The following is a 23,526-nucleotide window of genomic DNA, read 5'->3' on the forward strand; positions in this document are numbered from 1 at the left end:
TTGCGCTGACAACGACGGATACATCGTGACGAGGCTTCTTCATGCACACCGAACCGAGCGCCGGGCCAGGATGGTGGCGAACCGCGGTGATCTATCAGGTCTACGTGTGCAGCCTCGGTGTCGACGGCCTCTGGCTCAATCCCTTCTACCCGTCGCCGCAGCACGATCACGGGTACGACGTGTCCGACTACTGCGCGGTGCACCCGGACTACGGAACCATCGACACCTTCGACCGGTACGGCGAGTTGCCACCGAACAACTGGCGCTCCATCTTCGGCGGGTCCGCCTGGCAGCGCGTGCCGGACGGACAGTGGTATCTGCACACGTTCGCCGCCGAGCAGGCCGACTTCAACTGGCGCGATCCGGACGTCGCGACGTACTTCGAGCAGGTACTGCGGTTCTGGTTCGACGTCAACTGCTCCTCGAAGCCGGTCTGTACTCCGGTCGACGGCGAGCTGGTGATCGCCAGCGATCCGGAAGTGGGGGAGAAGCTCCCACCCGACAGCGCCGGCTGGTTCCTGCTGCGGAACCACTGAAGACCGGCGGGCCTGGCCGTGAAACCCCCCTGCTCCGGCCCCGGGCCCGCCGCTCCACTCTCTCCGCCTCCTCCGGGCGGAGAGAGTGGAGCATCCAACTGGTGTGCCGGTGGTCTCGTCCACGACCGGATAGCGGGCGGCCCCGCACGTCGTCGGAGCGCCGATTCAAAGACTGTCCATGGGCCCGCATAGTCTGTCTTCGACCCGCTCACTCACGCCTCTGGGAGGTCTGCGAAGACATGGCGTCCAGCGACAGTTTCGTGCATCTACACGTGCACACCGAGTACTCCATGCTGGACGGCGCCGCGCGGATCGACGAGTTGTTCAAAACGGCCCAGGAGATGGGCCAGCCGGCCATCGCGACCACCGACCACGGGTATGTGTTCGGGGCGTACGAGTTCTGGAAGACGGCCAAGAAGTACGACGTCAAGCCGATCATCGGCGTCGAGGCGTACCTGACGCCGCACACCCACCGCAGTGAGCGGAAGCGGGTCAAGTGGGGCGACGCGAACAGCGGCCGCGACGACGTCTCCGGTAGCGGTGCGTACACGCACATCACGCTGCTGGCGAAGAACACGTCCGGCATGCACAACCTGTTCAAGATGTCGTCGCTGGCGAGCCTGGAGGGCTACTACTTCAAGCCGCGGATGGACCGCGAGCTGCTGCAGACCTACGGCAAGGGCCTGATCGCGACCACCGGCTGCCCGTCCGGTGAGGTGCAGACCCGGCTCCGGCTCGGGCAGTACAAGGAGGCCGTCGAGGCGGCCGCCGAGTTCCGCGACATCTTCGGCGCGGAGAACTACTACTGCGAGCTGATGGACCACGGGCTCGGCATCGAGCGGAACGTCCAGGGCGACCTGCTGAAGCTGGCCAAGGAGCTCGGCCTTCCGCTGGTCGCCACCAACGACCTGCACTACACCAAGCCCGAGGACGCGGTCGCGCACGCGGCGCTGCTCTGTGTGCAGTCCGGCTCGACCCTGTCCGACCCGAACCGGTTCAAGTTCGACGCGGACGAGTTCTACGTCAAGACCGCCGCCGAGATGCGCGAGGTCTGGAAGGACTACCCGGAGGCCTGTGACAACACGCTGCTGATCGCGGAGCAGTGCGACGTGAGCTTCACCGAGGGCGAGGGCCGGTTCATGCCGCGCTTCCCCTGCCCGGAGGGGGAGAACGAGGAGTCCTGGTTCGTCAAGGAGGTCGAGGCCGGGCTGCACCACCGCTACCCGGGCGGGATCACCGACGAGATCCGCAAGCGGGCCGACTACGAGATGGAGATCGTCGTCTCGAAGGGCTACGCCGGCTACTTCCTGGTGGTCGCGGACTTCATCAACTGGGCCAAGAAGCAGGGCATCCGGGTCGGTCCGGGCCGTGGTTCCGGCGCCGGCTCGATCTGTGCGTACGCGATGCGGATCACCGACCTCGAGCCGCTGCGGCACGGGCTGATCTTCGAGCGGTTCCTGAATCCCGAGCGGATGTCGATGCCCGACTTCGACATCGACTTCGACGACCGCCGCCGCCCGGAGGTGATCCGGTACGTCACCGAGAAGTACGGCGACGACCGGGTCGCGATGATCGTCACCTACGGCACGATCAAGGCCAAGCAGGCGATCAAGGACGCCGGCCGGGTGCTCGACTACCCGTTCGCGATGGGCGACCGGATCACCAAGGCGATGCCGCCGTCGGTGATGGGCAAGGACGTGCCGCTGTCCGGCATCTTCGACCCGCAGCACAAGCGGTACTCCGAGGCCGGCGAGTTCCGCCAGCTGTACGAGGCCGACTCCGACGTCCGCAAGATCGTCGACACCGCGCGCGGGCTGGAGAACCTGAAGCGCCAGTGGGGTGTGCACGCGGCCGGCGTGATCATGTCCAGCGAGCCGCTGATCGACCTGATCCCGATCATGCGCCGCGAGCAGGACGGCCAGATCATCACCCAGTTCGACTATCCGAGCTGCGAGACGCTCGGCCTGGTCAAGATGGACTTCCTGGGTCTGCGGAACCTGACGATCATGGACGACGCGGTCAAGAACATCGAGGCCGCGCACGGCTTCACCGTCGACCTCGACGCGCTCAGCCACACCCTCGACGACGGCCCGACCTTCGAGCTGCTCGGCCGCGGTGACACCCTCGGCGTCTTCCAGTTCGACGGTGGCCCAATGCGGGCGCTGCTGCGGCTGATGAAGCCGGACAACTTCGAGGACATCTCCGCGGTCGGCGCGCTCTACCGGCCCGGCCCGATGGGCGCGAACTCGCACACCAATTACGCCCTCCGCAAGAACGGGCAGCAGGAGATCAGCTACCTGCACCCGGAGCTGGAAGAGGCGCTGAAGCCGATCCTCGGCCCGACGTACGGCCTGATCGTCTATCAGGAGCAGGTGATGCGGATCGCCCAGGAGCTGGCCGGCTACAGCCTGGGCAAAGCGGATCTGCTCCGCAAGGCGATGGGCAAGAAGAAGCGCGAGGTGCTGGACGCGGAGTACGTCGGCTTCGAGGCTGGCATGAAGGAGAGCGGCTTCAGTGCCGCCGCGATCAAGACGCTGTGGGACATCCTCGTCCCGTTCTCCGACTACGCGTTCAACAAGGCGCACTCCGCGGCGTACGGGCTGGTCTCGTACTGGACGGCGTACCTGAAGGCGAACTACCCGGCGGAGTACATGGCTGCCGTCCTGACGTCGGTGAAGGACGACAAGGACAAGATGGCCATCTACCTGAACGAGTGCCGCCGGATGGGCATCAAGGTGCTGCCGCCGGACGTGAACGAGTCCGACTCGAACTTCACCCCGGTCGGCACCGACATCCGGTTCGGTATGTCCGGGATCCGTAACGTCGGCGTCAACGTGGTGGCCGAGATCGTCGCCGCCCGCGAGTCCCAAGGCCGGTTCACCGACTTCGTCGACTTCATCGACAAGGTGCCGCTGCCGGTCTGCAACAAGCGCGTGATCGAGTCGCTGGCCAAGGCCGGCTCGTTCGACTCGATGAACCACGCCCGGCGCGCGGTCGTCGCGGTGCACGAGCAGGCCGTCGACGAGGCGATCGACCTCAAGCGGAACGAGGCACACGGCCAGTTCGACCTGTTCAGCATGGGCGACGACGAGGCGGACGATGCCGACGGCAACAGCCGGCTGACCGTGCGGGTGCCGGAGATCGAGGAGTGGGACAAGGCGACCAAGCTCGCGCACGAGCGGGACATGCTCGGTCTGTACGTCTCGGACCACCCGCTGTTCGGGGTCGAGCACGTGCTCACCAACAACACCGACTGCACGATCGGCCAGCTGCTCGCCGACGAGGACCGGCCGGACGGCACCCGGGTGACGATCGGCGGACTGGTCACCGCGGTCCAGCGCAAGGTGAACAAGCGCGGTGACATCTACGCGATCGTCACGATCGAGGACCTGGAAGGTTCGATCGAGGTGATGATGTTCTCCTCGGCGTACCAGCTGCACGCGCACCTGCTGAGCAACGACGCCATCATCATGATGAAGGGCCGGATCCGGCGCCGCGAGGACCGGGTCGAGCTGAGCGGTGACGAGGTCACGGTGCCCGACCTGACCGAAGGCCCGAGCGGGCCGGTGGTGATCACGATGCCGATCAACCGGTGTACGCCGCCGGTGGTCGACCAGTTGCGCGACGTGCTGAAGTCGCACCCGGGGATGACCGAGGTGCAGCTCCGGCTGCAGGCCAGCCGGAAGACGACGGTGATGCGGATCGGCGACAAGTTCCGGGTCACCCCGACCTCGTCGCTGATGGCGGACCTCAAAGCGCTGCTCGGCCCCTCCTGCCTGGCGAGCTGACCGGGTGAGCAACACTGGGGCCGTGAGCCAGACAGGTCAGCCGCAGCCGTATCAGTCGTTCGGTACTCCGTTCGGGGTGCCGCCGGAGCCCGAGCCGGGACTGCCCTGGGCGAAGGCGATCGCGGTCACCGTCGCGGTGTTCCTGGTCGCCGGGTCGATCGCGGGCTGGGCCTGGCAGCAGTTCTCGCCGCTCGCGCAGTACACGGTGGACGAGCGCGGTGGATCGCTCGGCGAGGAACAGATGACGAAGGTCTTCGGCCCCGACGGCACATTCACCGCGATCGGGTTCCTGACCGCGCTGGTGCTCGGCGCCGCGCTGTTCTGGTGGCTGCGCAACTACGGTCCGTGGACGGTCGGCATCGTCGCGCTCGGCTCGGTGCTGGGCGGCGGGGTTGCGTGGGGCGTCGGAATGCTGCTCGGTCACGACCCGTTGCAGCCGCGGCTCGAAGCTGCAAAGCCCGGTGATCTGCTGGATGCACCTTTGGAGCTGCACACATGGACGCCATTGGCGGCCTGGCTGGTCGGGGGAGCGTTGGCGGCCGCGATTCTGGCCGCCGCGAACTGGCGCAGCGAACCAGTTGCAACCGCATCGTTGCCTGCCGCGTCAGAGGGATCGCCGCAGGTGCATTAACCTGTCTCGGCCCGGTGGTGAGGCCACCGGCGACGTGAGGGGGATCCATGACTGACAACACCAACCCGTACGGCGGACCGCAGGGTCAGCCGGGCACCACCCCGCAAGGCCAGCCGGGTCAGCTTTGGCCGCAGCAGGGGGCTCCGGACTACCCGCAAGGGCAGCACTACGGGCAGGGCCAACCGCAGTACGGGCAAGGCCAGCCGCAGTACGGGCAACCGCCGTACGGGCAGGGGGGCCAGCCGCCGTTCGGTGGGCAGCCGCATGTGCAGCAGTGGCAGCCGGAGCCGAAGAAGCGCGGCAAGCTGATCCCGCTCGTCGCCGTCCTGGCGGTGCTCGCCGTGATCAGCGGAGGCGGCATCTTCGCCTACGCCAAGCTCAACGGCGGCGGTCACCAGCCGGCCAGTGTGCTGCCGGCGAACTCGGTCGCCTACGCGCGGATCGACCTGAACCCGTCGGCCGGCCAGCGGGTCGCCGCGCTGCGGTTCCTGATGAAGTTCCCCTCCGCCAAGGAGAAGATCGGACTCACCAGCGACAACGACGACCTGCGGCAGAAGCTGTTCGACCTGATCAAGAAGGACGCCGGCGACGACCTGGCCGACGTCGACTTCGACAAGGACATCAAGCCGTGGCTCGGCGATCGCGCCGGCGTGGCCGCTGTACCGTCCGGTGACAAGGTCGAGCCCGTGGTCGCCGTCCAGGTGAAGGACGAGGGCAAGGCCACCAAGGGCCTGGACAAGTTGTTCGCCAAGGAGGACGAGCCCCCGAAGCGCGCGTTCGCGGACGGCTATGTGCTGCTGTCCGACGAGCAGACCGCGCTCGACTCGGCTGTTGCCGCGAGCAAGGGTTCGTCGCTGGAGGACAACGACAAGTTCGACAAGGACATGTCCGCGCTCGGCGAGCAGGGCTTCGCGTCCTTCTGGGCCGACACGAAGGGCCTCGCGCTCGCGGCCGGCAAGCGACTGACCGACCAGCAGCGCGCCGCGTTGCCGGAGGGTAGCGCTGCCGCAGTGCTGCGGTTCGACTCGCAGTACGTCGAGCTGAAGGGCGTCGTGCACGGCGACCAGACCCTGAAGGTGAACAGCAAGACCGCGGGCGACATGATCGGCAAACTGCCGGACACCACCGCCGGTGCGATTTCGCTGTCCGACGGCGAGAACCTGGTCAGCACGGCGTGGAGCCAGATCGAGAAGTCGTCCGGGCAGGCCGGGATCAACCTCGGCGACCTGACGAAGAACTTCGCCGACGAGTACGGCCTCTCGCTGCCGGACGACCTGAAGCCGTTGCTGGGCAAGAACCTGGCGATCGCGATCGACAAGGACAGCGCCGAGAGGCCGAAGATCGCGGCCAAGATGGAGACCGACCCGGCGAAGGCCGAAGCGGTCGTCGACAAGCTGACCGATCTGCTGCGCAACCGGACGTCGACGGAGATCCCGATCGAGAAGGCCAAGGACGGCAGCAACCTGGTGATCGCGACCGACAAGGGGTACGCCGAGCAGGTGCTCAAGGGCGGCAACCTCGGCCAGACCGAAGCCTTCCAGCAGGCCGTGCCGGACACCAAGAACGCGGTGATGGTCGGCTACGTCGACTTCCAGGCGATCGGATCCCTGAGCAGCAAGGTCAATCGGGACAAGGACTACGCCGCCCTCCGCTCCGCCGGCATCAGCACCCGCGTCACCGGCGACGGCGAAGGCGAGTTCACCCTCCGGGTCGTCGCCAACTAGCAGCTCCCCCTGAGAAAGCCCGGCCGACCTGGCCGGGCTTTTCTTCTGCCCCACCACGCAGCCGCGGGCCGGTCGGGCAACCCGTTGGTGCGCTGCCGATGAGCGAACGAGCAGGGTCCACTGCAACCGCTCCCGTGCGGCGGATTCAGGTCGTAGCGTTCCGGATCTGTCGTCAGTGAGACGGCGCCGGAGCGAGGTGAACAAGGGGGTGAGTTCATGAAGATCACCGTGACCAAGGTCGAGCGCATCGAGGCAACGTTCATCCACCAGCGCGAAGAGGATCTCGCGTGATGCGGGGCCGTCCCCGGAGCCGTCGAGGTCCCGGGGACGGCCGCCTCGTCGGACAGCTGATGGATCGGACCGAGGGAGAGTCATGACGGTCGCGCGGTTGAAGTCGGTGGGGATCGAGACCCCACCTGGCGCGGTGACGGTGCATCGCCGCGCGCTGGAGCGGGTGCACCTGGACGATCCGGAAGGATCCATCACGGCCTTGCTGAGGCTGTTGCGGGAGGGGACCCGGACGGAGCCCCAGCTGGTCGAAGCCTTGACGCAGGCCGGCTACTCCGTGACCGGCGACGAGCTGGCCGCAGTACTGGCGCAGTTCGACGCCTGGCAGTTGCTGGAACGAGTCGATGCTGACGACGCCCTGGATCCGGCGGTCCGGGAACGCCATCAGAGCAACCTGCGGTTCTACGACGTGACGTCGAACCTGGAGTACAGCAGCGCCGACCAGCACCAGGCGGTGGCCGGCTCGACCATCCTGCTGCTCGGCGCCGGCGGGCTGGGGTCGGGCATCCTGCAGTCCCTGGTCGGTCTCGGCGTCGGCCGGATCACCGTCGTCGACTGCGACACGATCGAGCCGAAGAACCTGAACCGGCAGTTCACCTACGACCTGGCGTCGATCGGCCGGCGCAAGGTCGATGCGGCGAAGGCCTGGGCCGAGGCGTACTCCGGCGGTACGACGGTGACCGCGGTCCATCGGCGGATCACCGATGCCGCCACGATCGAGGAACTCGCGACCGGCGCGGATCTGGTGGTCGGCGCGATCGACAGCCCGGCCGACGTCCAGTTGCTGATCAACGAGGCCTGCTGTGCGCTCGGGATTCCCTTCGTAGTGGGCGGTCTGGCGTACTCGACGCTGTGCTACTGGTCTGTCGAGCCCGGAAGTTCGCCATGCCGCCAGTGCCTGGAGCTGCAGCGCGCCGACGATCCAGAAGGGCCGGGCCTGTTGTTCGAGCGGCGGTCGGTCAACCGGGCAGCCGGACCAGCCGTGCAACTGTTGTCCGGCCTGATGACGATGGAGGTACTGCGGTACCTCCGGCCGACCGAGACGCCGCTGGCCCGGGCCCGCTACCACCTGCTCGAACTCGCCGACGAGCTGAACGTCGCCTTCGATCCGTGGCAACGGCATCCGGACTGTAAGTACTGCGCCTCGCGGCCGGCCGCGCAGGGATGAACCGCTACCGGTCCGTCACCGTCGTCAGCGACGGCGACGGTTATGTCCTCGGCAGGCGGGAGTCGGCCGAGTTCGTCTCGGTGCCGGAGATCGGCGGCCAGGTCATGCTCTGGCTCCAGCAGGGCCACCCGATCGACGACGTGGCGGCCAGGGCCGGCGAACTGGCCGGCCAGGACGTCGACGTACTGGATTTCCTGGCCACGCTGGAAGATGCCGGCGTCCTGGTCGCCGGTGAGGACGACGATGCGGGGCCGGACGGCAAGCCGTTCGGCCAGAGCTTCGGGCGAATCGTGTTCGGGCCGGCGGGGATGCTGGTCCAGCTCGCGATCGTGCTCGCCGGGTCGGTGCTGCTCGTACGCCGGCCCGAGTTGCGCCCGACGTACCACGACTATGTGCCGTTCTCGGCGCCGCTGGCCAGTCTTCTCACGACAATGCTGCTGTCGCTGTCGCTGGCCGTCATCCACGAAATGGCGCACAAGCTCGGTGCGGCCCGGCTCGGGTTGTCCGCCCGCATCTCCTTCGGGCGGCGATTGTTCTTCATCGTCGCGCAGACCGACCTCACCGGACTGTGGGCGTTGCCTCGCCGGCAGCGCTTCCTGCCGCTGGCGGCCGGCATGCTGAGCAACCTCGCGATCGCCGCACTGGTCGTGTTCGTGCAGGTCTGGTGGGGTGACTCGCTGGGTGCGACGGCGACCGCGATCGCGCGGGCCGTGGTGATGATCAATGTCGGCTCGATCATCGCGCAGAGCGCCGTCTACCTGCGGACCGACTTCTACGCGATCCTGCTGGTGATCAGCGGCAGCCGGAACCTCTGGGCGCTGAAGGGTGCCCTCGCCCGGCAGCTGATCCGGCGTCCGACGCCTGACGACAGCGCGCTGATCGAAAACTCCCGCCGGGCGGAGATCTGGTGGGCGCGCTGCTACCTGGTGCTCTATCTGCCCGGGATCGCGATGGCCGTCTGGTTCTATCTCCGCTTCAGCCTGCGGGCCACCCTCAAGGTGATCCGGATGGCTTGGGATGCGCTCACCCAGTCCGGGATCTCGCCGACCGCGGCAGGCGCTGCTGTCGCGCTGCTGCTGATCGTCATCCCGACCTCGATCGGGTTGTTCGGTGCGGCCCGGTCGGGCGTTGCCGTCCTGCGCCGGGCCGCCCGGCCGGCGTAATACCCTGGGGGTATCAGGAGGTGGGGCGTGGATCTGGATCTGCGGAAGGTGCGGTACTTCGTGGCGGTGGCCGAGGAGCTGCATTTCGGGCGGGCGGCGGAGCGGTTGCATATCGCTCAGCCGGTGTTGTCGCGGCAGATCCGGGCGCTCGAGGACGAGCTGAAGGTGCAGTTGTTCGTCCGGGACAAAAGGGCCACCGAGTTGACTTCGAGTGGCCGGCAACTGCTGGAGGACGCGCGGCCGTTGCTGGCTTCGGCCGGGGCGGCCCAGCGGCGGGCGACGCAGGCGGCCCGGGGATCGCGGACGTTCACGATCGGCTTCATGCCGGGGATCACAGTGACCCCGGCGGTCCGGGCGCTGACCGCGCAGTACCCGGACCTGACGGTCGAGCTGCTGCGGACCTCCTGGGTGGATCAGACCGACGTACTGCGTGACGGGCGCGCGGACGTCAGCATCGTCCGGTTGCCGATCGACCAGCAGGGGCTGACCGTGCGGCCGTTGTTCGACGAGCAGCGGGTCGCGATGCTGCCCGCGGATCACCGGCTGGCGGGCAAGCCGGTGATCCGGATTGCCGACCTGGCCGGCGACCACCTGCTGCAGCCGCCGGACGCCGTACCGGAGTGGCGGGACGTGGCGATCGAGTTGCGCGAGGGGATGACCGGCCGGCTGCCGGTCTTCCACAGTGTGGAGGAGAAACTCGAACACGTTGCCATCGGCAATGGAGTCTCGGTGCTTCCGTTGACCACGGCCTCCTTCTACAGCCGGCCGGATGTCGTCGCGGTCCCGATCGAGGACATCGGCCCGAACCACGTCTGCCTGGCCTGGTCCGCAGCCCGGCGTTCCCGCACCATCCACACCTTCGCCGAGATAGCCGCGGAGCTCTGGGCATGCGACACCAAATGATCAAGGCTGCAGCCGCGGTGCTGGTGATATCAGCCTTGGCGGCATGTTCCTCGGGCAGTGGCCCGGTGGCGCCGCTTGCGACGACGCCGGCGGTGCTGACCGCGCCGGATCCCGGTACGACGCCGCTCGACCCCGCCAAAGCAGCCATCCTCCAGGCCGTGCTGACGAAGGTCGTCAGCCAGTACGCCGCGACGCCGGACAGCGAGTCGGCGGCCCGGGGGATCACCGCTGCTGTGGTGACCGACCAGTGGACCTGGTCGGGCGCAGCCGGCCAGGACGCGGTCGGAACAGACCTGCTGCCGAACACCTCGATGGCCGTCGCCAGCATCACGAAGACGTTCATCGCGGCCGAGGTGCTCCTGCTCGCAAAGGCTCGCAAGGTCGACCTGGACAAGCCGCTGTCGGCGTACGTGAAGCACAAGCTGACGGCGAACGAGGCGACCGTTCGGCAGCACCTGAGCATGACGTCCGGCGTACCGGACTTCAGGCCCGACGACTACACCCGGCTCGACAAGGCGATCGCGGCCGCACCGGCCAAGCATTGGACCGCTGAGCAGGCGCTGACCTATGACACGGCTCAACCCGGTCAGCCCGGCAGCCCCTACAACTACAGCAATCCCAGCTACATCCTGCTCGGCCTGCTCATCGACAAGATCACCGGCGAACCCTTCCAGTCCGTACTACGGCGCGACCTCGCGACCCCGGCCGGCCTCGAGCGCGCGGCCTTCCAGGACGCCGAGAAGCCGCAACCGCCGGTCGCCAAGGACCGCACCGGGAGCAGTTGCGGCGCCGCCTTCGACGGGTACATCCCGTGCCGTGCGATCGCGAGCCTGACTGCGGCGAACGCCGGGCTGGCAGCGGACGCTCCGACCGTCGCCCGCTGGGGCTATCAGCTGTACGGCGACCGCGTAGTACCGGCTGAGCTGGTCAGGCAGATGACGGCGGGGGATGGGCAGTACGGACTCGGCACGATGCGCTACTCGCAGCAGTTCGGCCTCGGCGACGCCTTCGGGCACGGGGGCAACGATCCTGGCTACTCCAGTCTGATGGTCGCCATTCCCGGTCACCACGTCGCGCTCTCGATCCTGCTGGCCAACGGCAACAAGGATGCCGGGCGGATCGCCGAGGAACTGGTCACCGCGATCCAGCCGCTGCTAGGCCACTAGCGCTTCCAGCACTCCTTCGCCGTACTTCGCGAGCTTGTTCTCGCCGACACCACTGATCTTGCCGAGCTCGGTCAGCGTGCCGGGCAGCTCTGTCGCGATCTGGCGCAGCGTCGCGTCGTGGAAGATCACGTACGCCGGTACGCCCTGCTCCTTGGCGGTCGCGGCGCGCCACGTCCGGAGCCGCTCGAAGACCTCGACGGCCTCGGGTGCCAGGTCGGCGACGGCCGCCTTCTTCTTGTCCCTCCCCGAAGAGCGCGAGGCGCGGCCGGTGCGTTCCGGCTCGCGGCGCATCATCACCTCGCGCCGGCGACCGAGCACCTCGGCACTGTCCTCGGTCAGCAGCAGCGTGCCGTAATCGCCTTCGACCGTGAGCAGCCGCTGCGCGAGGAGCTGGCGGATCACCCCGCGCCACTCGGTGTCCTTCAACTCGGTGCCGATGCCGAAGACGGTCAGCTCGTCGTGGCGGAACTGCTTCACCTTCTCGGTGGTCTTGCCGAGCAGGATGTCGACCACCTGGCCCGCGCCGAACTTCTGGTTTCGCTCATGCTGTAGGCGATAGACGGTCGAGAGCAGCTTCTGCGCCGGGATCGTGCCGTCCCAGGACTCGGGTGGCGTCAGACAGGTGTCGCAGTTCCCGCAGGTCTCACCTGACTGGCCGAAGTACGCAAGCAACTGCACCCGCCGGCATTGAACGGTCTCGCACAGCGCAAGCATCGCGTCGAGGTGTGTACCGAGCCGGCGCCGGTGCGCCGCATCGCCTTCGGAGGTGTCGATCATCTTGCGTTGCTGGACCACGTCCTGCAGTCCATAAGCCAGCCAGGCGGTGGACGGCAGCCCGTCACGGCCCGCGCGACCGGTCTCCTGGTAGTAGCCCTCGACCGACTTCGGCAGATCCAGATGCGCGACGAAACGCACGTCCGGCTTGTCGATGCCCATCCCGAAGGCGATCGTCGCGACCACGACCAGGCCGTCCTCGCGGAGGAAGCGGGACTGGTTCTTGGCTCGAGTCCGGCTGTCCAAGCCCGCGTGGTACGGAACGGCCTCGATGCCGTTCTGGGTCAGGAAGGTCGCGGTCTTCTCGACGCTGTTGCGGGACAGGCAGTAGACGATGCCCGCGTCGCCGGTGTGCTCGGTGCGGAGCAGGTCGAGCAGTTGGCGTTGCGGGTTGTCCTTGGCGACGATCCGGTACTGGATGTTCGGCCGGTCGAAGCTGGCGACGAAATGCTTGGCCTCGGTGAGGTTCAGCCGGGTGGCGATCTCCTGGTGGGTGGCCTCGGTCGCGGTGGCGGTCAACGCGATCCGCGGTACGTCGGGCCAGCGCTCGTGCAGCTGCGACAGCATCAGGTAGTCGGGCCGGAAGTCGTGTCCCCATTGCGAAACACAGTGCGCTTCGTCGATCGCGAACAGCGAGATCTTGCCCTGGTCGAGCAGTCGCGTGGTCGCCTCGACCCGGAGCCGCTCCGGCGCCAGGTACAGCAGGTCGAGATCGCCGGACAGGAACGCCTGCTCGACCTCCCGCCGCTGCTCGTAGTCCTGGGTCGAGTTGAGGAATCCGGCCCGTACGCCGAGCGCCGTCAACGCGTCGACCTGGTCCTGCATCAACGCGATCAGCGGCGAGATCACCACTCCCACACCGGACCGGACGAGGGCCGGGATCTGGTAGCACAGCGACTTGCCGCCACCGGTCGGCATCAGAACCAGCGCGTCGCCACCGGCCACGACGGTCTCGATGATCTCCTGCTGCTGCCCACGAAACGTGTCGTAACCGAACACCCGGTGCAGCACCTGCGCTGCCTCACTCGCCTGGGCAGGGTCTTCCGGAAACTCAGCAGCAGCCACCCGCCAATCCTACGGAAGTCACCACGTCATTGCTGGGCGCCTGTGGACAACTCGCCGCGAAGGCTTTCTAGTTCGCGGTGGAAGCCAATTGCGCGTCGTGAATGTAGGGAAGTTCTTCCGAGATCCACTGGCGGGGGGAGCAGCCGGCGATTGCGTGCCACTCGCGGGTGAGGTGTGCCTGGTCGGCGTACCCGATGTCGGCTGCGAGCTGCGCGAGCCTGGTCGTCGGTCGCTGCCTCAGTCGGCGGACGGCCTGCTCGAAGCGCAGCACTCGAGCCGCAACCTTCGGGGCCAGCCCGAACTCCGCGCGGAACTGCTCGCTCAGATGGCGACGGCTCCAGCCGACCTCTGTTGCCAGCGTCTGCACGCCGACGCCGCCGCTGGTCTCGCACAACCGCCGCCAGGCCCAGCTGAGCTCGGCGCGTGGCTCAGGCGCGGGCTCGTCGCGCCACGCCCTGAGGAAGTAGTTCTCCAGAGCGTCGAAGCGCCCCTCCCAGCTGGACTCGGACCGGATGCGCTCGGACAGCTCGCGTACCGGCGTACCGAGCAAGTCCTCGAGGTGGATCACCAGCGAGCCGAGCTCACCAGGCGGGACCCCGAGCAGCGCGCGGGCGCCGGCCGGGGTGAGCGAAACCTGGAGGCCGGCCCTGTTCGGGGAGTCGCCGATCCGGACCGCGGTCGAGTGCAGCCCGCCGACGAGGGTGTCGAACTTCTCCACCGGCTCACCCGGCCAGGCCAGCCCGAGCGGCTCGTCCAGGCTCACCACGATCGTCAGGTAGCGCGACGGCAAGCCGCGATGCAGGTCCAGCGGCATCCCGCGGTACGCATAGCCGATCAGATCGCCCAGGTACGGACGCAGCGCGGGATCGACCGTGCGCTGGTGATACTCGAACGAGTCCGCCATCTCCCCAGGCTAGAACGCCCCGCCGACAATCACGCCGCTCGGCTGAGAACCGCGGAGGTCACCTCCAGCATCCGGGACCGGCGTTTCGGCATCCGGACGTCCAGTGGCACGATGTCAGGGAGCTTTCGCACAAGAACCTGGAGAGATCGCCGTGCCCGAACTGAGGTCCCGTACCGTCACCCATGGCCGCAACATGGCGGGCGCCCGCGCCCTCATGCAGGCTTCCGGCGTCGCCAGAGAGGACTTCGGCAAGCCGATCATCGCGGTTGCGAACAGCTTCACCGAGTTCGTACCGGGGCACACCCACCTGCAGCCGGTCGGCCGGATCGTGTCCGAGGCGGTCCACGCGGCCGGCGGGATCCCGCGCGAGTTCAACACGATCGCGGTCGACGACGGCATCGCGATGGGCCACGGCGGGATGCTCTACAGCCTGCCGTCGCGCGACCTGATCGCCGACTCGGTCGAGTACATGGTCCAGGCGCACTGCGCCGACGCGCTGGTCTGCATCTCGAACTGCGACAAGATCACCCCGGGCATGCTGATGGCCGCGCTCCGGCTGAACATCCCGACCGTCTTCGTCTCCGGCGGCCCGATGGAGGCCGGCCGGGCGACCCTGGTCGACGGGACGGTGCGCAAGCTCGACCTGATCGACGCGATGTCCGAGGCAGTCAACGAGAACGTCTCCGATGCCGACATCCTGCGGATCGAGGAGAACGCCTGCCCGACCTGCGGTTCGTGTTCGGGGATGTTCACCGCGAACTCGATGAACTGCCTGGCCGAGGCGATCGGCCTGGCGCTGCCCGGCAACGGCTCGGTGCTCGCCACCCACACCGCGCGCAAGGCGCTCTACCAGAACGCCGGTCGGACGGTCGTCGACATCACCAAGCGGTACTACGAACAGGACGACGCGACCGTGCTGCCCCGGACGGTCGCCTCGCGCGCCGCCTTCGAGAACGCGATGGCGCTCGACATCGCGATGGGCGGCTCGACGAACACGATCCTGCACCTGCTGGCCGCGGCCCAGGAGGCCGAGGTCGACTTCGACCTGGACGACATCAACGCCGTCTCCCGGCGGGTGCCGTGCCTGGCGAAGGTCGCACCGAACGTGGCTCCGGGCGGCACCTACTACATGGAGGACGTCCACCGCGCAGGCGGCATCCCGGCGATCCTGGGCGAGCTGTACCGGGCCGGGTTGCTGAACGAGGACATCCACACCGTGCACAGCGCCTCGATCGACGAGTGGCTGAAGAACTGGGATCTGCGCGGCGGCTCGCCGTCGGCCGAAGCTGTCGAGCTCTGGCATGCGGCGCCCGGCTGTCAGCGGTCGGCGACCGCGTTCTCGCAGTCCGAGCGCTGGGAGACCCTCGACACGGACGCGGCCGGCGGTTGCATCCGCGACCTCGAGCACGCGTACTCCGTGGACGGCGGTCTCGCGGTGCTCAAGGGCAACCTGGCGGTCGACGGGTGTGTGGTGAAGACCGCCGGCGTCGACGAGTCCATCTGGACCTTCGAAGGACCGGCCGTGGTCTGCGAGTCGCAGGAAGAGGCGGTGGAGAAGATCCTCGCCAAGCAGATCACGCCGGGCGACGTCGTGGTGATCCGCTACGAGGGCCCGAAGGGCGGGCCGGGTATGCAGGAGATGCTCTACCCGACCTCCTTCCTGAAGGGCCGCGGCCTCGGCAAGGTCTGCGCCCTGGTCACCGACGGCCGCTTCTCCGGCGGTACTTCGGGCCTCTCCATCGGCCACGCTTCCCCGGAAGCTGCCTCCGGTGGCACCATCGCCCTCGTCGAGGACGGCGACCGCATCCGCATCGACATCCCGGGTCGCTCGATCGAGCTGCTCGTCTCCGAGGAGGAGTTGGCGGTACGGCGTACTGCGCTGGACGGCGTCTACAAGCCGAAGGCCCGCGACCGCCAGGTCTCCCAAGCCCTCCGCGCCTACGCTGCCATGGCCACCAGCGCCGACAAGGGCGCAGTACGGGACGTCAGCCTGCTCGGCTGACCCGCGGGACCGGCGGTGATCAGAGAAGCTCGCCTTCGAGGTCGAAGGCGAGGGTGATGGCTTCGGTCAGGGCGGGTTCCTGGTCGGGGAAGAGGTAGCCGATGAGGCGGCCGAGTTGGAGCTTCGGGATGGTCTGGATGTTGTCGCAGCTGATCGCGCTGGGGTGGTCCAGGCCGTTGCGTTGGCCGACCAGGACCTCGGTCGACAGCCCGCGGATGGTGCTGGTGATCGGCGCGACCGTCACGTTGGTGAGGCGCGGGCGGATCAGCTCGCGGGTGAGGACGACCACCGGGCGCGGCTTGTCCAGCCGGGCGATGTGGATCGGTCGCATCTAGTCGAGATCGGACAGCACGGTCCCGGCGGCGGCCCCGGCCAGGCCGTCCAGATCCGGGTAGTCACCGTGCTCGGACAGGATCGCCAGGTCGCGCGCGGCCAGCTCCCGGCGCCGCTCGCGCTCCATCGCCCGTGCGACCACCGACGCCCGACTGGCCGCCTTGTTGTCCCCGACGAGCTGATCCATGAAATCCACCAGTTCGTCCGGCAACCGCACCGTGATCTGCTTACTCATACCAAGACCATACCACCCTGGGATTCACTACCCGAGCGGCAGGAATTCGCCCTTCACCAAACTCCAGCCCAGCTTGCGCCACGGACTCTCGTCGTTGGACCGCGGCCGCGGCTCCCAGACAGACGCGGCGGTCACGAGCTGCCGGATCGGGTCGGTGAGGTCGGCGGCGAGCGCGGCATCGAAGACCTCGCGGACCGACCGATGGATGATCGCGACATCGGTCATCACTTCCAGCCCGTGCTGCCAGATTTCGTAGCAGTAGGCGTTGAACTCACCCGACAGATCGACGTACGAGCTCAGCGTCCAGAGGACCTCGCCCAGCGCTCGTTGATCGGCCTCGGTGGGCTCCCATCCGCCGGCTTGGGCCGCCCGGACCTGCTCGATCGCCTGCTGCAGTTCCGCGGGCTCGGTGTCCATCAGTACGGGCTCTCGGAGAGGACGTCGAGGGCGGCGTTCTTCCACGGGGTCTGGTGGGACTCCGGTTGGGGTTCCCACTTGCGGGCCTCGGTGAGGAGGTCGCGGACCAGTGGGGAGAGGTCGGCGGCGAAGGCGCGCTCGAAGGCGGTGTTGACGACGTCGTTGATGGTCGGTACGTCGCTGTACATCGGGAGACCGTGTTGCCAGACCTCGAAATGGGCGGTGGTCCAGACGCCTTCCAGATCGAGGTAGGAGCCGAGTGCGACCAGCACCTGACCCAGATGCCACTCGTCGGTGTCGGTCAGCACGAATCCGCGCTTGACGGCCCGGGTCAACTCACCGGACGCCACTCGGAGCTCCAGGGGTTCTTCACTCATCCAGCTGCTCCAGAGCGTCAGTTGGGGGACATGTCGGACCAGTTGAGGTCGGTGGCGGGGAGGGAGGGGAGGGCTCGGATGGCGGCCATTTCCAGGTCCAGGAGGCCGACGAGTTGGGCGAGGCGGGTGGTGGTGTCGAGTGCTTCGAGGAGTTTCTGGCGGTCCGGGGTCATCAGGGTCATCGCGGCCGACATCAGGTACGACAGGGTGCTCGGGTCGTCGGGGAGCGCGCCGATGTGCAGGCCGGGCTGGGAGATCTCGGTAACGGCCGCGGCGTACCGGCGGAACCGCTGCACCGCCACGTTCGCCGTACCGAGGGGGTCGTCGCCCGGGTCCTCGGCGAGCCATTCGACGTCGGCGACCAGGTAGTCGCCCTCGGTGTCCAGTTCGGCGACCTTGAACCGCCGGTTGCCGGTGAGGGTGACCTCGACCGGGCCGTCGTCGCCGGCCTCCAGGCTGATCTCGGAGATGGTCGCGGCGCAGCCGGTGCCGTAGAGCGAGCGGAACACCCGGTCGCCGAGCTCGTAACCGTCCCGTACGGCGACGGCGCCGCAGACCAGTTCGCCCCCGTTCTCGACCAGGTCGCGGATCACCGAGCGGCCCTGGACGTCGGTCACGGGGATGGGAAGCACCAGCCCGGGAAAGATCACCGTGTCGACGGTGAGGAGGGGCAGGCGGGAATCCATACCGCGAGCCTAGTGGTTGCTGCCGACGACCGTGGTCCGAGCAATCGACGGCGCGCGGGGGAGGGGATGGGGCGACCACTAGACTGGCGCTCATGATTCGCCGCGTCGACCTGCGGGGCCGAGTGGCAGCCGGAGAGGTTCTTGACCTCCAAGCCGTCCATGAGCTAGTCCCCCGAGCCCTACTGGACGTCGAGGCCGCCCTCGACGTCGTCCGACCGATCTGCCTGGACGTCCGTCATCGGGGTCTGGAAGCGATCAAGGAGTACGGCGAGAAGTTCGACCATGTCCGGGTCCAGGACCTCCGGGTCCCGGCCGAGGCGCTGAAGACCGCCCTGGAAGAGCTCGATCCGGCCGTCCGGTCCGCGTTCGAGGAGTCGATCCGCCGGGTCCGCGAGGTCAGCGAGGACGAGCGCGGCGCCGATGTCGCGTCGGAGCCGGCGCCGGGTGGCCGCGTCACGCAGCGGTTGGTGCCGGTGCAGCGCGTCGGGCTCTACGTGCCGGGTGGCCGCGCGCCGCTGGCTTCGAGCGTGGTGATGAACGTCGTGCCGGCGCAGGTGGCCGGGGTCGCATCGCTGGCCGTTGCCTCGCCTCCCCAGAAGGAGTTCGGCGGGCTTCCGCACCCGACGGTGCTGGCGGTCTGCGCGATGCTCGGGATCGAGGAGGTGTACGCGATGGGTGGGTCGCAGGCGATCGCCGGGTTCGCGTACGGCTTCGAGGGCTGCAAGAAGGTCAACCTGATCACCGGCCCCGGCAACATCTATGTCGTCGCGGCCAAGCGGTTCGTGCAGAGCGAGGTCGGGATCGACTCCGAGGCGGGTCCGACCGAGATCGCCGTACTGGCCGACGACACTGCCGATCCGGTGCACGTTGCTGCCGACCTGATCAGCCAGGCCGAGCACGACCCGATGGCTGCGAGCGTGCTGGTGACTCCTAGCGAAGCGCTGGCAGCGGCCGTCGAGGCGGAGCTTCCGAAACAAGTTGCCAAGACCAAGCACAGGGAGCGCGTCGAGGAGGCACTCGGTGGGCAGCAGTCGGCCGTCGTACTGGTCGATGATCTGGACCAGGGCACGGCCGTGGTGGATGCGTATGCCGCCGAGCACCTCGAGATCCAGACGGCGGACGCCGAGGAGCGGGCGCTACTGATCAACAACGCCGGCGCGATCTTCGTCGGCGCCTGGTCGCCGGTTTCACTGGGCGACTACTGCGCGGGATCGAACCACGTGTTACCCACTGCGGGCTGCGCCTGCCACTCGTCGGGACTTTCTGTCCGTAGCTTCCTGAAGGCTGTGCACGTGATCAACTACAGCCAGCAGGCGCTCGCCGATGTCGCCCAGCACGTCGTCAACCTCGCGCACGCCGAGGATCTGCCGGGGCACGCCGCGGCCGTGACCGCGCGCTTCCCGGGTATCGCGACCGAGCCGGAGTCTGCCAATGGCTGACTTCGACGGCCTGCCGATCCGCGACGAGCTGAAGAACTTCGAGCCGTACGGCGCACCGCAACTCGACGTACCCATCCTGCTCAACGTCAACGAGAACCCGTACCCGCCGAGCGAGGCGACCGTCGCGGACATCACCGCGTCGGTGGCCGAGGCGGCCCGCGGGCTGAACCGCTACCCGGATCGCGAGTTCCTCGACCTGCGCGCCGACCTGGCGGCGTACCTGAACCAGGAGTCCGGTGCGCACCTGGTCGCCGAGCAGGTCTGGGCGGCCAACGGCTCCAACGAGGTGATGCTGCACCTGCTGCAGGCCTTCGGCGGACCGGGCCGTACGGCGCTGTCGTTCGCGCCCACCTACTCGATGTATCCGGAGTACGCGCGGGACACGAACACCGGATGGGTCGTCGGCCGCCGGTCACATGACTTCACCCTCGACCCGAGCAAGGCCCTCGCGGCGATCTCGCGCCACCGGCCCTCCGTCGTCCTGCTTGCCTCGCCCAACAACCCCACGGGCACCGCGTTGCCGATCGACCTGGTGGAGGCGGTTGCCGCCCGCACCAAGGCGATCGGAGCCGTGCTGGTGGTGGACGAGGCGTACGCGGAGTTCCGCCGAGCCGGTACGCCGAGCGCGGTGACCCTGCTCCCGGCGTACGGGAACCTGGCCGTCGCCCGGACGATGTCGAAGGCGTTCGCGCTCGCCGGCGGCCGGGTCGGTTATCTTGCCGCTAGCAAGCAACTCGTGGATGCGCTGCGGATCGTGCGGTTGCCGTACCACCTGTCCGCGGTGACCCAGGCGGTCGCGCGGGCGGCGTTGCGGCACTCCGACGAGCTGCTCGGCCGGGTCGACCAGCTCAGGGTCGAACGCGACGAGACGGTGGAATGGCTGCGGGCACAGGGTCTGCGCGCGGTCGACTCCGACGCGAACTTCGTCCTGTTCGGCACCTTCGCCGACCGGCACGCGGTCTGGCAGTCACTGCTGGCCGACGGCGTGCTGATCCGCGAGACCGGACCGGACGGCTGGCTGCGGGTCTCGATCGGCACCGGCGCCGAGATGGCCGCGTTCCGGGCCTCGCTCGAGCGGGTCCTCAAGACAGAGGTAGGTAGGTTCTCATGACGCGTAGTGCCCGGATCGATCGGGAGACGAGCGAGTCGAAGGTGCTCGTCGAGCTCGACCTGGACGGCACCGGCCGCGCCGACATCAGTACCGGCGTCGGCTTCTACGACCACATGCTCAACGCGCTGGCCAAGCACGCGCTGCTCGACCTGCACGTGAACACCGTCGGCGACCTCGAGATCGACGCCCACCACACCGTCGAGGACACCGCGATCGGTATCGGCCAGGCGTTGAAGGAAGCCCTTGGCGACAAGCGCGGGATCCGGCGCTTCGGCGACGCGACCGTGCCGCTGGACGAGGCGCTCGTGCACTGCACCGTCGACCTGTCCGGGCGTCCGTACTGCGTGCACACGGGTGAGCCCGACGGTCAGGTATACGCGATCATCGGCGGCGACTACGCGGGATCGCTGACCCAGCACGTGTTCGAGACGCTGGCGTTCAACGCGGCGATCTGCATCCACATCCGGGTGCTCTCCGGGCGGGACCCGCACCACATCGTCGAGGCGCAGTTCAAGGCCTTCGCGCGGGCGCTGCGGGACGCGGCCGAGCTGGATCCCCGGCAGCCGGGGATCCCGTCGACCAAGGGCGCTCTGTGAAAACTGTTGTTCTGCTCGACTACGGCTCGGGCAACATCCGCTCCGGCGAGCGCGCCCTGCAGCGGGTCGGCGCCGACGTGACGGTGACCTCGTCGTTCGACGACGCGCTGAACGCCGACGGCCTGCTCGTCCCCGGCGTCGGCGCGTTCGAGGCCTGTATGACGGGACTTCGGGCGGTCCGCGGTGATGTCGTGGTCGACCGTCGTCTGGCCGCGTCGCGCCCGGTGCTCGGGATCTGTGTCGGGATGCAGATCCTGTTCGCCCGGGGGATCGAGCACGGCGTCGAGTCCGAGGGCTGCGACCAGTGGCCGGGTGTCGTCGAGCGCCTCCAGCCGCTGGGTGGAGAGCCTGTGCCGCACATGGGCTGGAACACCGTGGAGGTGCCGTCGGGATCCGTGCTTTTCGACGGGATCGAGAAGGAACGGTTCTACTTCGTCCACTCGTACGGCGTACGGTCCTGGGAACTCAAGGAGACCCGTGCCTCGGTGACTCCTGCTGTCACTTGGACCGAGTACGGCGGCGACCGCTTCGTCGCGGCCGTCGAGAACGGGCCGCTGACGGCGACCCAGTTCCACCCGGAGAAGTCCGGCGACGCGGGCGCGGAACTGCTGGCGAACTGGGTTCGCTCGCTCTGACTCCGGTGGGCCGCCCGCGGAACGGCGTACGGGCGGTTCCTGACACTCGTTCTCTTGCCGTTGGGTTGTTGTTTACCGTACGTTCACTGGTCACAACTGCTTGTGCTGACAAGGAGACCGCCCGTGAGCGTTGAGAATGCCCTGTCCAGACGCCAGTTCGTCGCCCGTGCCGCAGCGGCCGGGGTCGCGGTCAGTGTGGTGGGGTCCGTCGAGGCCCTGTACACCGCTGAGCCCGCGCTCGGGACGTCCGGCCCGAAGGTCGGCTACGGCCCGATGATCCCCGACCCGGCCGGGATGCTCGACCTGCCGCACGGGTTCAAGTACCAGATCCTGTCGCGGGAGGGCACCGTCCGGCCGGACGGGCTGCCGACGCCGTCCCGGTTCGACGGGATGGGCACCTTCCCCGACCGCGACGGCGGCAACCGCCTGGTCCGCAACCACGAGTGCAGCCCGACCGCGAAGATCAAGGTGGTCGCGCCGCCCGAGCGCACCTACGACCCGGCCGGCGCCGGTGGCACCAGCACGCTCATCGTCGACCGGCACAACAACAAGATCAGTGAACACATCAGTCTCGGCGGCTCGGCGATAAACTGCTCCGGCGGCATCACGCCGTGGCGCACCTGGCTGACCTGCGAGGAGACCGAACTGCGGGCCGGCGACTCCGGCTACACCAAGGACCACGGCTTCATCTTCGAGGTCGACCCGTACGACGACCGTCGCAACAACCATCCCTTCCCGCTGAAGGAGATGGGGCGGTTCCAGCACGAGGCGGTCGCGATCGATCCGTCGACGGGCATCGTCTACGAGACCGAGGACGCGTTCGTCGCCCCGCTCGGGGGGTTCTACCGGTTCCTCCCTCGGCGACCACGTGGAGGCTGGGGGAGTCTGAGGGCCGGCGGTGAACTCCAGGCGATGCGGATCCCTGACCTGCCGGACCTCTCGGTGGTGCAGGAGGCCGGGACGGTGTTCCACGGTGTCGAATGGGTGAAGGTGCCCGATCCGCTGGCGACGACCGAGTCGGTCCGGGCGCAGGACTACGCCAAGCCGACAACGGGTGGCTACAAGCTCGAAGGCTGCTGGTGGGGCCAGCTGGATCGCTGCGTGTACTTCGTGTCGTCGTTCGCGCGCACCGAACTGGGGCCGAAGGTCGACCACGACGGCCAGGTCTGGCGCTACGACCCGCGCAAGAAGACCCTCAAGCTGATGGTGATCTTCACCCGTCCTTCGCCGGGGTCGGACGATCCCGAGTTCGATGCCCCCGACAACATCACCATGTCGCCGTACGGCGGCCTGATGATGTGCGAGGACGGCCTCGGCGAACAACACATCCTCGGCACCACCGAGGACGGCCAGGTCTTCAAGTTCGCCCACAACCGGGTCAACATCGGCACACCCGACAAGCCCGAGTACGGCGAACTGGCCGGCGTCGGCTTCTCCGCCGACGGCCGCACCATGTTCTTCAACGTCTACACCCCCGGCATCACCTACGCCATCACCGGCCCCTGGCGCCGCCGCCGGTGATGCCTTCGTACTGGCCTGGATGAGGGCCGGGCACGGGCGTCTGGGGGGACGTCCGTGCCCGGGG

Annotated in this window: 20 protein-coding genes and 1 pseudogene; 14 read left to right on the forward strand and 7 right to left on the reverse strand. The window is 68.1% G+C overall.

The features are described from left to right. Positions 1-41: 41 nt before the first annotated feature. The 8 genes and pseudogenes from ABZ004_RS37745 to ABZ004_RS37780 all read left to right on the forward strand — a co-directional run. Positions 42-410 (forward strand): annotated as a pseudogene (locus ABZ004_RS37745) (alpha-amylase family glycosyl hydrolase); the annotation flags it as partial. A gap of 365 nt (positions 411-775) precedes the next feature. After that, complete coding sequence (dnaE, locus tag ABZ004_RS37750; RefSeq protein WP_355686683.1) at positions 776-4,324, forward strand: DNA polymerase III subunit alpha; 3,549 nt, start codon at positions 776-778, stop codon at positions 4,322-4,324. Between the two features lie 22 nt (positions 4,325-4,346). After that, positions 4,347-4,955: a hypothetical protein gene (locus tag ABZ004_RS37755; RefSeq protein WP_355686684.1), complete on the forward strand. Its 609-nt coding sequence runs from the start codon at positions 4,347-4,349 to the stop codon at positions 4,953-4,955. 47 nt (positions 4,956-5,002) lie between these two features. After that, positions 5,003-6,679, forward strand: coding sequence for a DUF3352 domain-containing protein (locus ABZ004_RS37760; RefSeq protein WP_355686686.1), 1,677 nt, complete (start codon positions 5,003-5,005; stop codon positions 6,677-6,679). Between the two features lie 373 nt (positions 6,680-7,052). After that, on the forward strand, positions 7,053-8,135 hold the full coding sequence (locus tag ABZ004_RS37765; protein WP_355686687.1) for a ThiF family adenylyltransferase: 1,083 nt from the start codon (positions 7,053-7,055) through the stop codon (positions 8,133-8,135). Beyond that, a complete protein-coding gene (locus ABZ004_RS37770; RefSeq protein WP_355686689.1) occupies positions 8,132-9,298 on the forward strand; it encodes a hypothetical protein in 1,167 nt (388 codons plus the stop codon). The genes ABZ004_RS37765 and ABZ004_RS37770 overlap by 4 nt, the downstream gene beginning before the upstream one ends. Positions 9,299-9,325: 27 nt before the next feature. After that, a complete protein-coding gene (locus tag ABZ004_RS37775) occupies positions 9,326-10,201 on the forward strand; it encodes a LysR substrate-binding domain-containing protein (protein ID WP_355686691.1) in 876 nt (291 codons plus the stop codon). After that, positions 10,186-11,367: a serine hydrolase domain-containing protein gene (locus ABZ004_RS37780; RefSeq protein WP_355686692.1), complete on the forward strand. Its 1,182-nt coding sequence runs from the start codon at positions 10,186-10,188 to the stop codon at positions 11,365-11,367. The genes ABZ004_RS37775 and ABZ004_RS37780 overlap by 16 nt, the downstream gene beginning before the upstream one ends. On the opposite strand, the gene recQ is transcribed toward ABZ004_RS37780, so the two are convergent. Both recQ and ABZ004_RS37790 read right to left on the reverse strand, forming a co-directional pair. Continuing rightward, positions 11,356-13,206 (reverse strand): DNA helicase RecQ, encoded by a 1,851-nt coding sequence (recQ, locus tag ABZ004_RS37785; protein WP_355686694.1) that lies wholly within the window; start codon positions 13,204-13,206, stop codon positions 11,356-11,358. The genes ABZ004_RS37780 and recQ overlap by 12 nt on opposite strands. A gap of 67 nt (positions 13,207-13,273) precedes the next feature. Then, positions 13,274-14,110 (reverse strand): helix-turn-helix domain-containing protein, encoded by an 837-nt coding sequence (locus ABZ004_RS37790; protein WP_355686696.1) that lies wholly within the window; start codon positions 14,108-14,110, stop codon positions 13,274-13,276. Between the two features lie 151 nt (positions 14,111-14,261). On the opposite strand from ABZ004_RS37790, the gene ilvD reads away from it, so the two are divergent. After that, positions 14,262-16,112 carry a dihydroxy-acid dehydratase gene (gene ilvD, locus ABZ004_RS37795; RefSeq protein ID WP_355686698.1) on the forward strand — a complete coding sequence of 617 codons (1,851 nt, stop codon included), beginning with the start codon at positions 14,262-14,264 and terminating at the stop codon, positions 16,110-16,112. Positions 16,113-16,131: 19 nt separating this feature from the next. Here the strand turns inward: ilvD and ABZ004_RS37800 are convergent, their stop codons facing one another. Genes ABZ004_RS37800 through ABZ004_RS37820 form a run of 5 tightly spaced genes read right to left on the reverse strand, consistent with a single transcriptional unit; the run spans position 16,132 to position 18,160 of the window. After that, positions 16,132-16,443, reverse strand: coding sequence for a type II toxin-antitoxin system PemK/MazF family toxin (locus ABZ004_RS37800; RefSeq protein ID WP_355686700.1), 312 nt, complete (start codon positions 16,441-16,443; stop codon positions 16,132-16,134). Then, on the reverse strand, positions 16,444-16,680 hold the full coding sequence (locus tag ABZ004_RS37805; protein WP_355686701.1) for a YlcI/YnfO family protein: 237 nt from the start codon (positions 16,678-16,680) through the stop codon (positions 16,444-16,446). Between the two features lie 27 nt (positions 16,681-16,707). Continuing rightward, positions 16,708-17,097, reverse strand: coding sequence for a hypothetical protein (locus tag ABZ004_RS37810; RefSeq protein WP_355686703.1), 390 nt, complete (start codon positions 17,095-17,097; stop codon positions 16,708-16,710). Then, complete coding sequence (locus tag ABZ004_RS37815) at positions 17,097-17,474, reverse strand: hypothetical protein (protein WP_355686704.1); 378 nt, start codon at positions 17,472-17,474, stop codon at positions 17,097-17,099. Before ABZ004_RS37815 ends, ABZ004_RS37810 begins: the two co-directional genes overlap by 1 nt. Positions 17,475-17,491: 17 nt before the next feature. Then, the gene (locus ABZ004_RS37820) at positions 17,492-18,160 is read right to left on the reverse strand and encodes an LON peptidase substrate-binding domain-containing protein (RefSeq protein ID WP_355686706.1); all 669 of its coding nucleotides are present in this window, start codon (positions 18,158-18,160) and stop codon (positions 17,492-17,494) included. A 92-nt stretch (positions 18,161-18,252) separates the two neighbouring features. Here ABZ004_RS37820 and hisD point away from each other — a divergent pair, with 92 nt between their 5' ends. The 5 genes from hisD (at position 18,253) to ABZ004_RS37845 (ending at position 23,462) form a co-directional block, all read left to right on the forward strand. Further along, positions 18,253-19,599, forward strand: coding sequence for a histidinol dehydrogenase (gene hisD, locus ABZ004_RS37825; protein ID WP_355686708.1), 1,347 nt, complete (start codon positions 18,253-18,255; stop codon positions 19,597-19,599). Further along, a complete protein-coding gene (locus ABZ004_RS37830; RefSeq protein WP_355686710.1) occupies positions 19,592-20,710 on the forward strand; it encodes a histidinol-phosphate transaminase in 1,119 nt (372 codons plus the stop codon). The genes hisD and ABZ004_RS37830 overlap by 8 nt, the downstream gene beginning before the upstream one ends. After that, the gene (gene hisB / locus ABZ004_RS37835; protein ID WP_344150957.1) at positions 20,707-21,306 is read left to right on the forward strand and encodes an imidazoleglycerol-phosphate dehydratase HisB; all 600 of its coding nucleotides are present in this window, start codon (positions 20,707-20,709) and stop codon (positions 21,304-21,306) included. The genes ABZ004_RS37830 and hisB overlap by 4 nt, the downstream gene beginning before the upstream one ends. Then, positions 21,303-21,941 carry an imidazole glycerol phosphate synthase subunit HisH gene (hisH, locus tag ABZ004_RS37840; protein WP_355686711.1) on the forward strand — a complete coding sequence of 213 codons (639 nt, stop codon included), beginning with the start codon at positions 21,303-21,305 and terminating at the stop codon, positions 21,939-21,941. Before hisB ends, hisH begins: the two co-directional genes overlap by 4 nt. A gap of 123 nt (positions 21,942-22,064) precedes the next feature. Further along, entirely contained in the window at positions 22,065-23,462 is a 1,398-nt protein-coding gene (locus ABZ004_RS37845; RefSeq protein ID WP_355686712.1) for an alkaline phosphatase PhoX, read from the forward strand. The last annotated feature ends 64 nt before the right edge of the window (positions 23,463-23,526 follow it).

Origin of the sequence: Kribbella sp. NPDC006257 (assembly GCF_040613535.1) — a bacterium.
GTDB lineage: Bacteria > Actinomycetota > Actinomycetes > Propionibacteriales > Kribbellaceae > Kribbella.

Bases quoted from the DNA above. Each gene is read 5' to 3' on its own strand.
- dnaE (WP_355686683.1), top strand. From the start codon at position 776: ATGGCGTCCAGCGACAGTTTCGTGCATCTACACGTGCACACCGAGTAC.
- ABZ004_RS37760 (WP_355686686.1), top strand. From the start codon at position 5,003: ATGACTGACAACACCAACCCGTACGGCGGACCGCAGGGTCAGCCGGGC.
- ABZ004_RS37765 (WP_355686687.1), top strand. From the start codon at position 7,053: ATGACGGTCGCGCGGTTGAAGTCGGTGGGGATCGAGACCCCACCTGGC.
- ABZ004_RS37770 (WP_355686689.1), top strand. From the start codon at position 8,132: ATGAACCGCTACCGGTCCGTCACCGTCGTCAGCGACGGCGACGGTTAT.
- ABZ004_RS37780 (WP_355686692.1), top strand. From the start codon at position 10,186: ATGCGACACCAAATGATCAAGGCTGCAGCCGCGGTGCTGGTGATATCA.
- ABZ004_RS37790 (WP_355686696.1), bottom strand. From the start codon at position 14,110: ATGGCGGACTCGTTCGAGTATCACCAGCGCACGGTCGATCCCGCGCTG.
- ABZ004_RS37800 (WP_355686700.1), bottom strand. From the start codon at position 16,443: ATGCGACCGATCCACATCGCCCGGCTGGACAAGCCGCGCCCGGTGGTC.
- ABZ004_RS37805 (WP_355686701.1), bottom strand. From the start codon at position 16,680: ATGAGTAAGCAGATCACGGTGCGGTTGCCGGACGAACTGGTGGATTTC.
- ABZ004_RS37810 (WP_355686703.1), bottom strand. From the start codon at position 17,097: ATGGACACCGAGCCCGCGGAACTGCAGCAGGCGATCGAGCAGGTCCGG.
- ABZ004_RS37815 (WP_355686704.1), bottom strand. From the start codon at position 17,474: ATGAGTGAAGAACCCCTGGAGCTCCGAGTGGCGTCCGGTGAGTTGACC.
- ABZ004_RS37820 (WP_355686706.1), bottom strand. From the start codon at position 18,160: ATGGATTCCCGCCTGCCCCTCCTCACCGTCGACACGGTGATCTTTCCC.
- hisD (WP_355686708.1), top strand. From the start codon at position 18,253: ATGATTCGCCGCGTCGACCTGCGGGGCCGAGTGGCAGCCGGAGAGGTT.
- ABZ004_RS37830 (WP_355686710.1), top strand. From the start codon at position 19,592: ATGGCTGACTTCGACGGCCTGCCGATCCGCGACGAGCTGAAGAACTTC.
- hisB (WP_344150957.1), top strand. From the start codon at position 20,707: ATGACGCGTAGTGCCCGGATCGATCGGGAGACGAGCGAGTCGAAGGTG.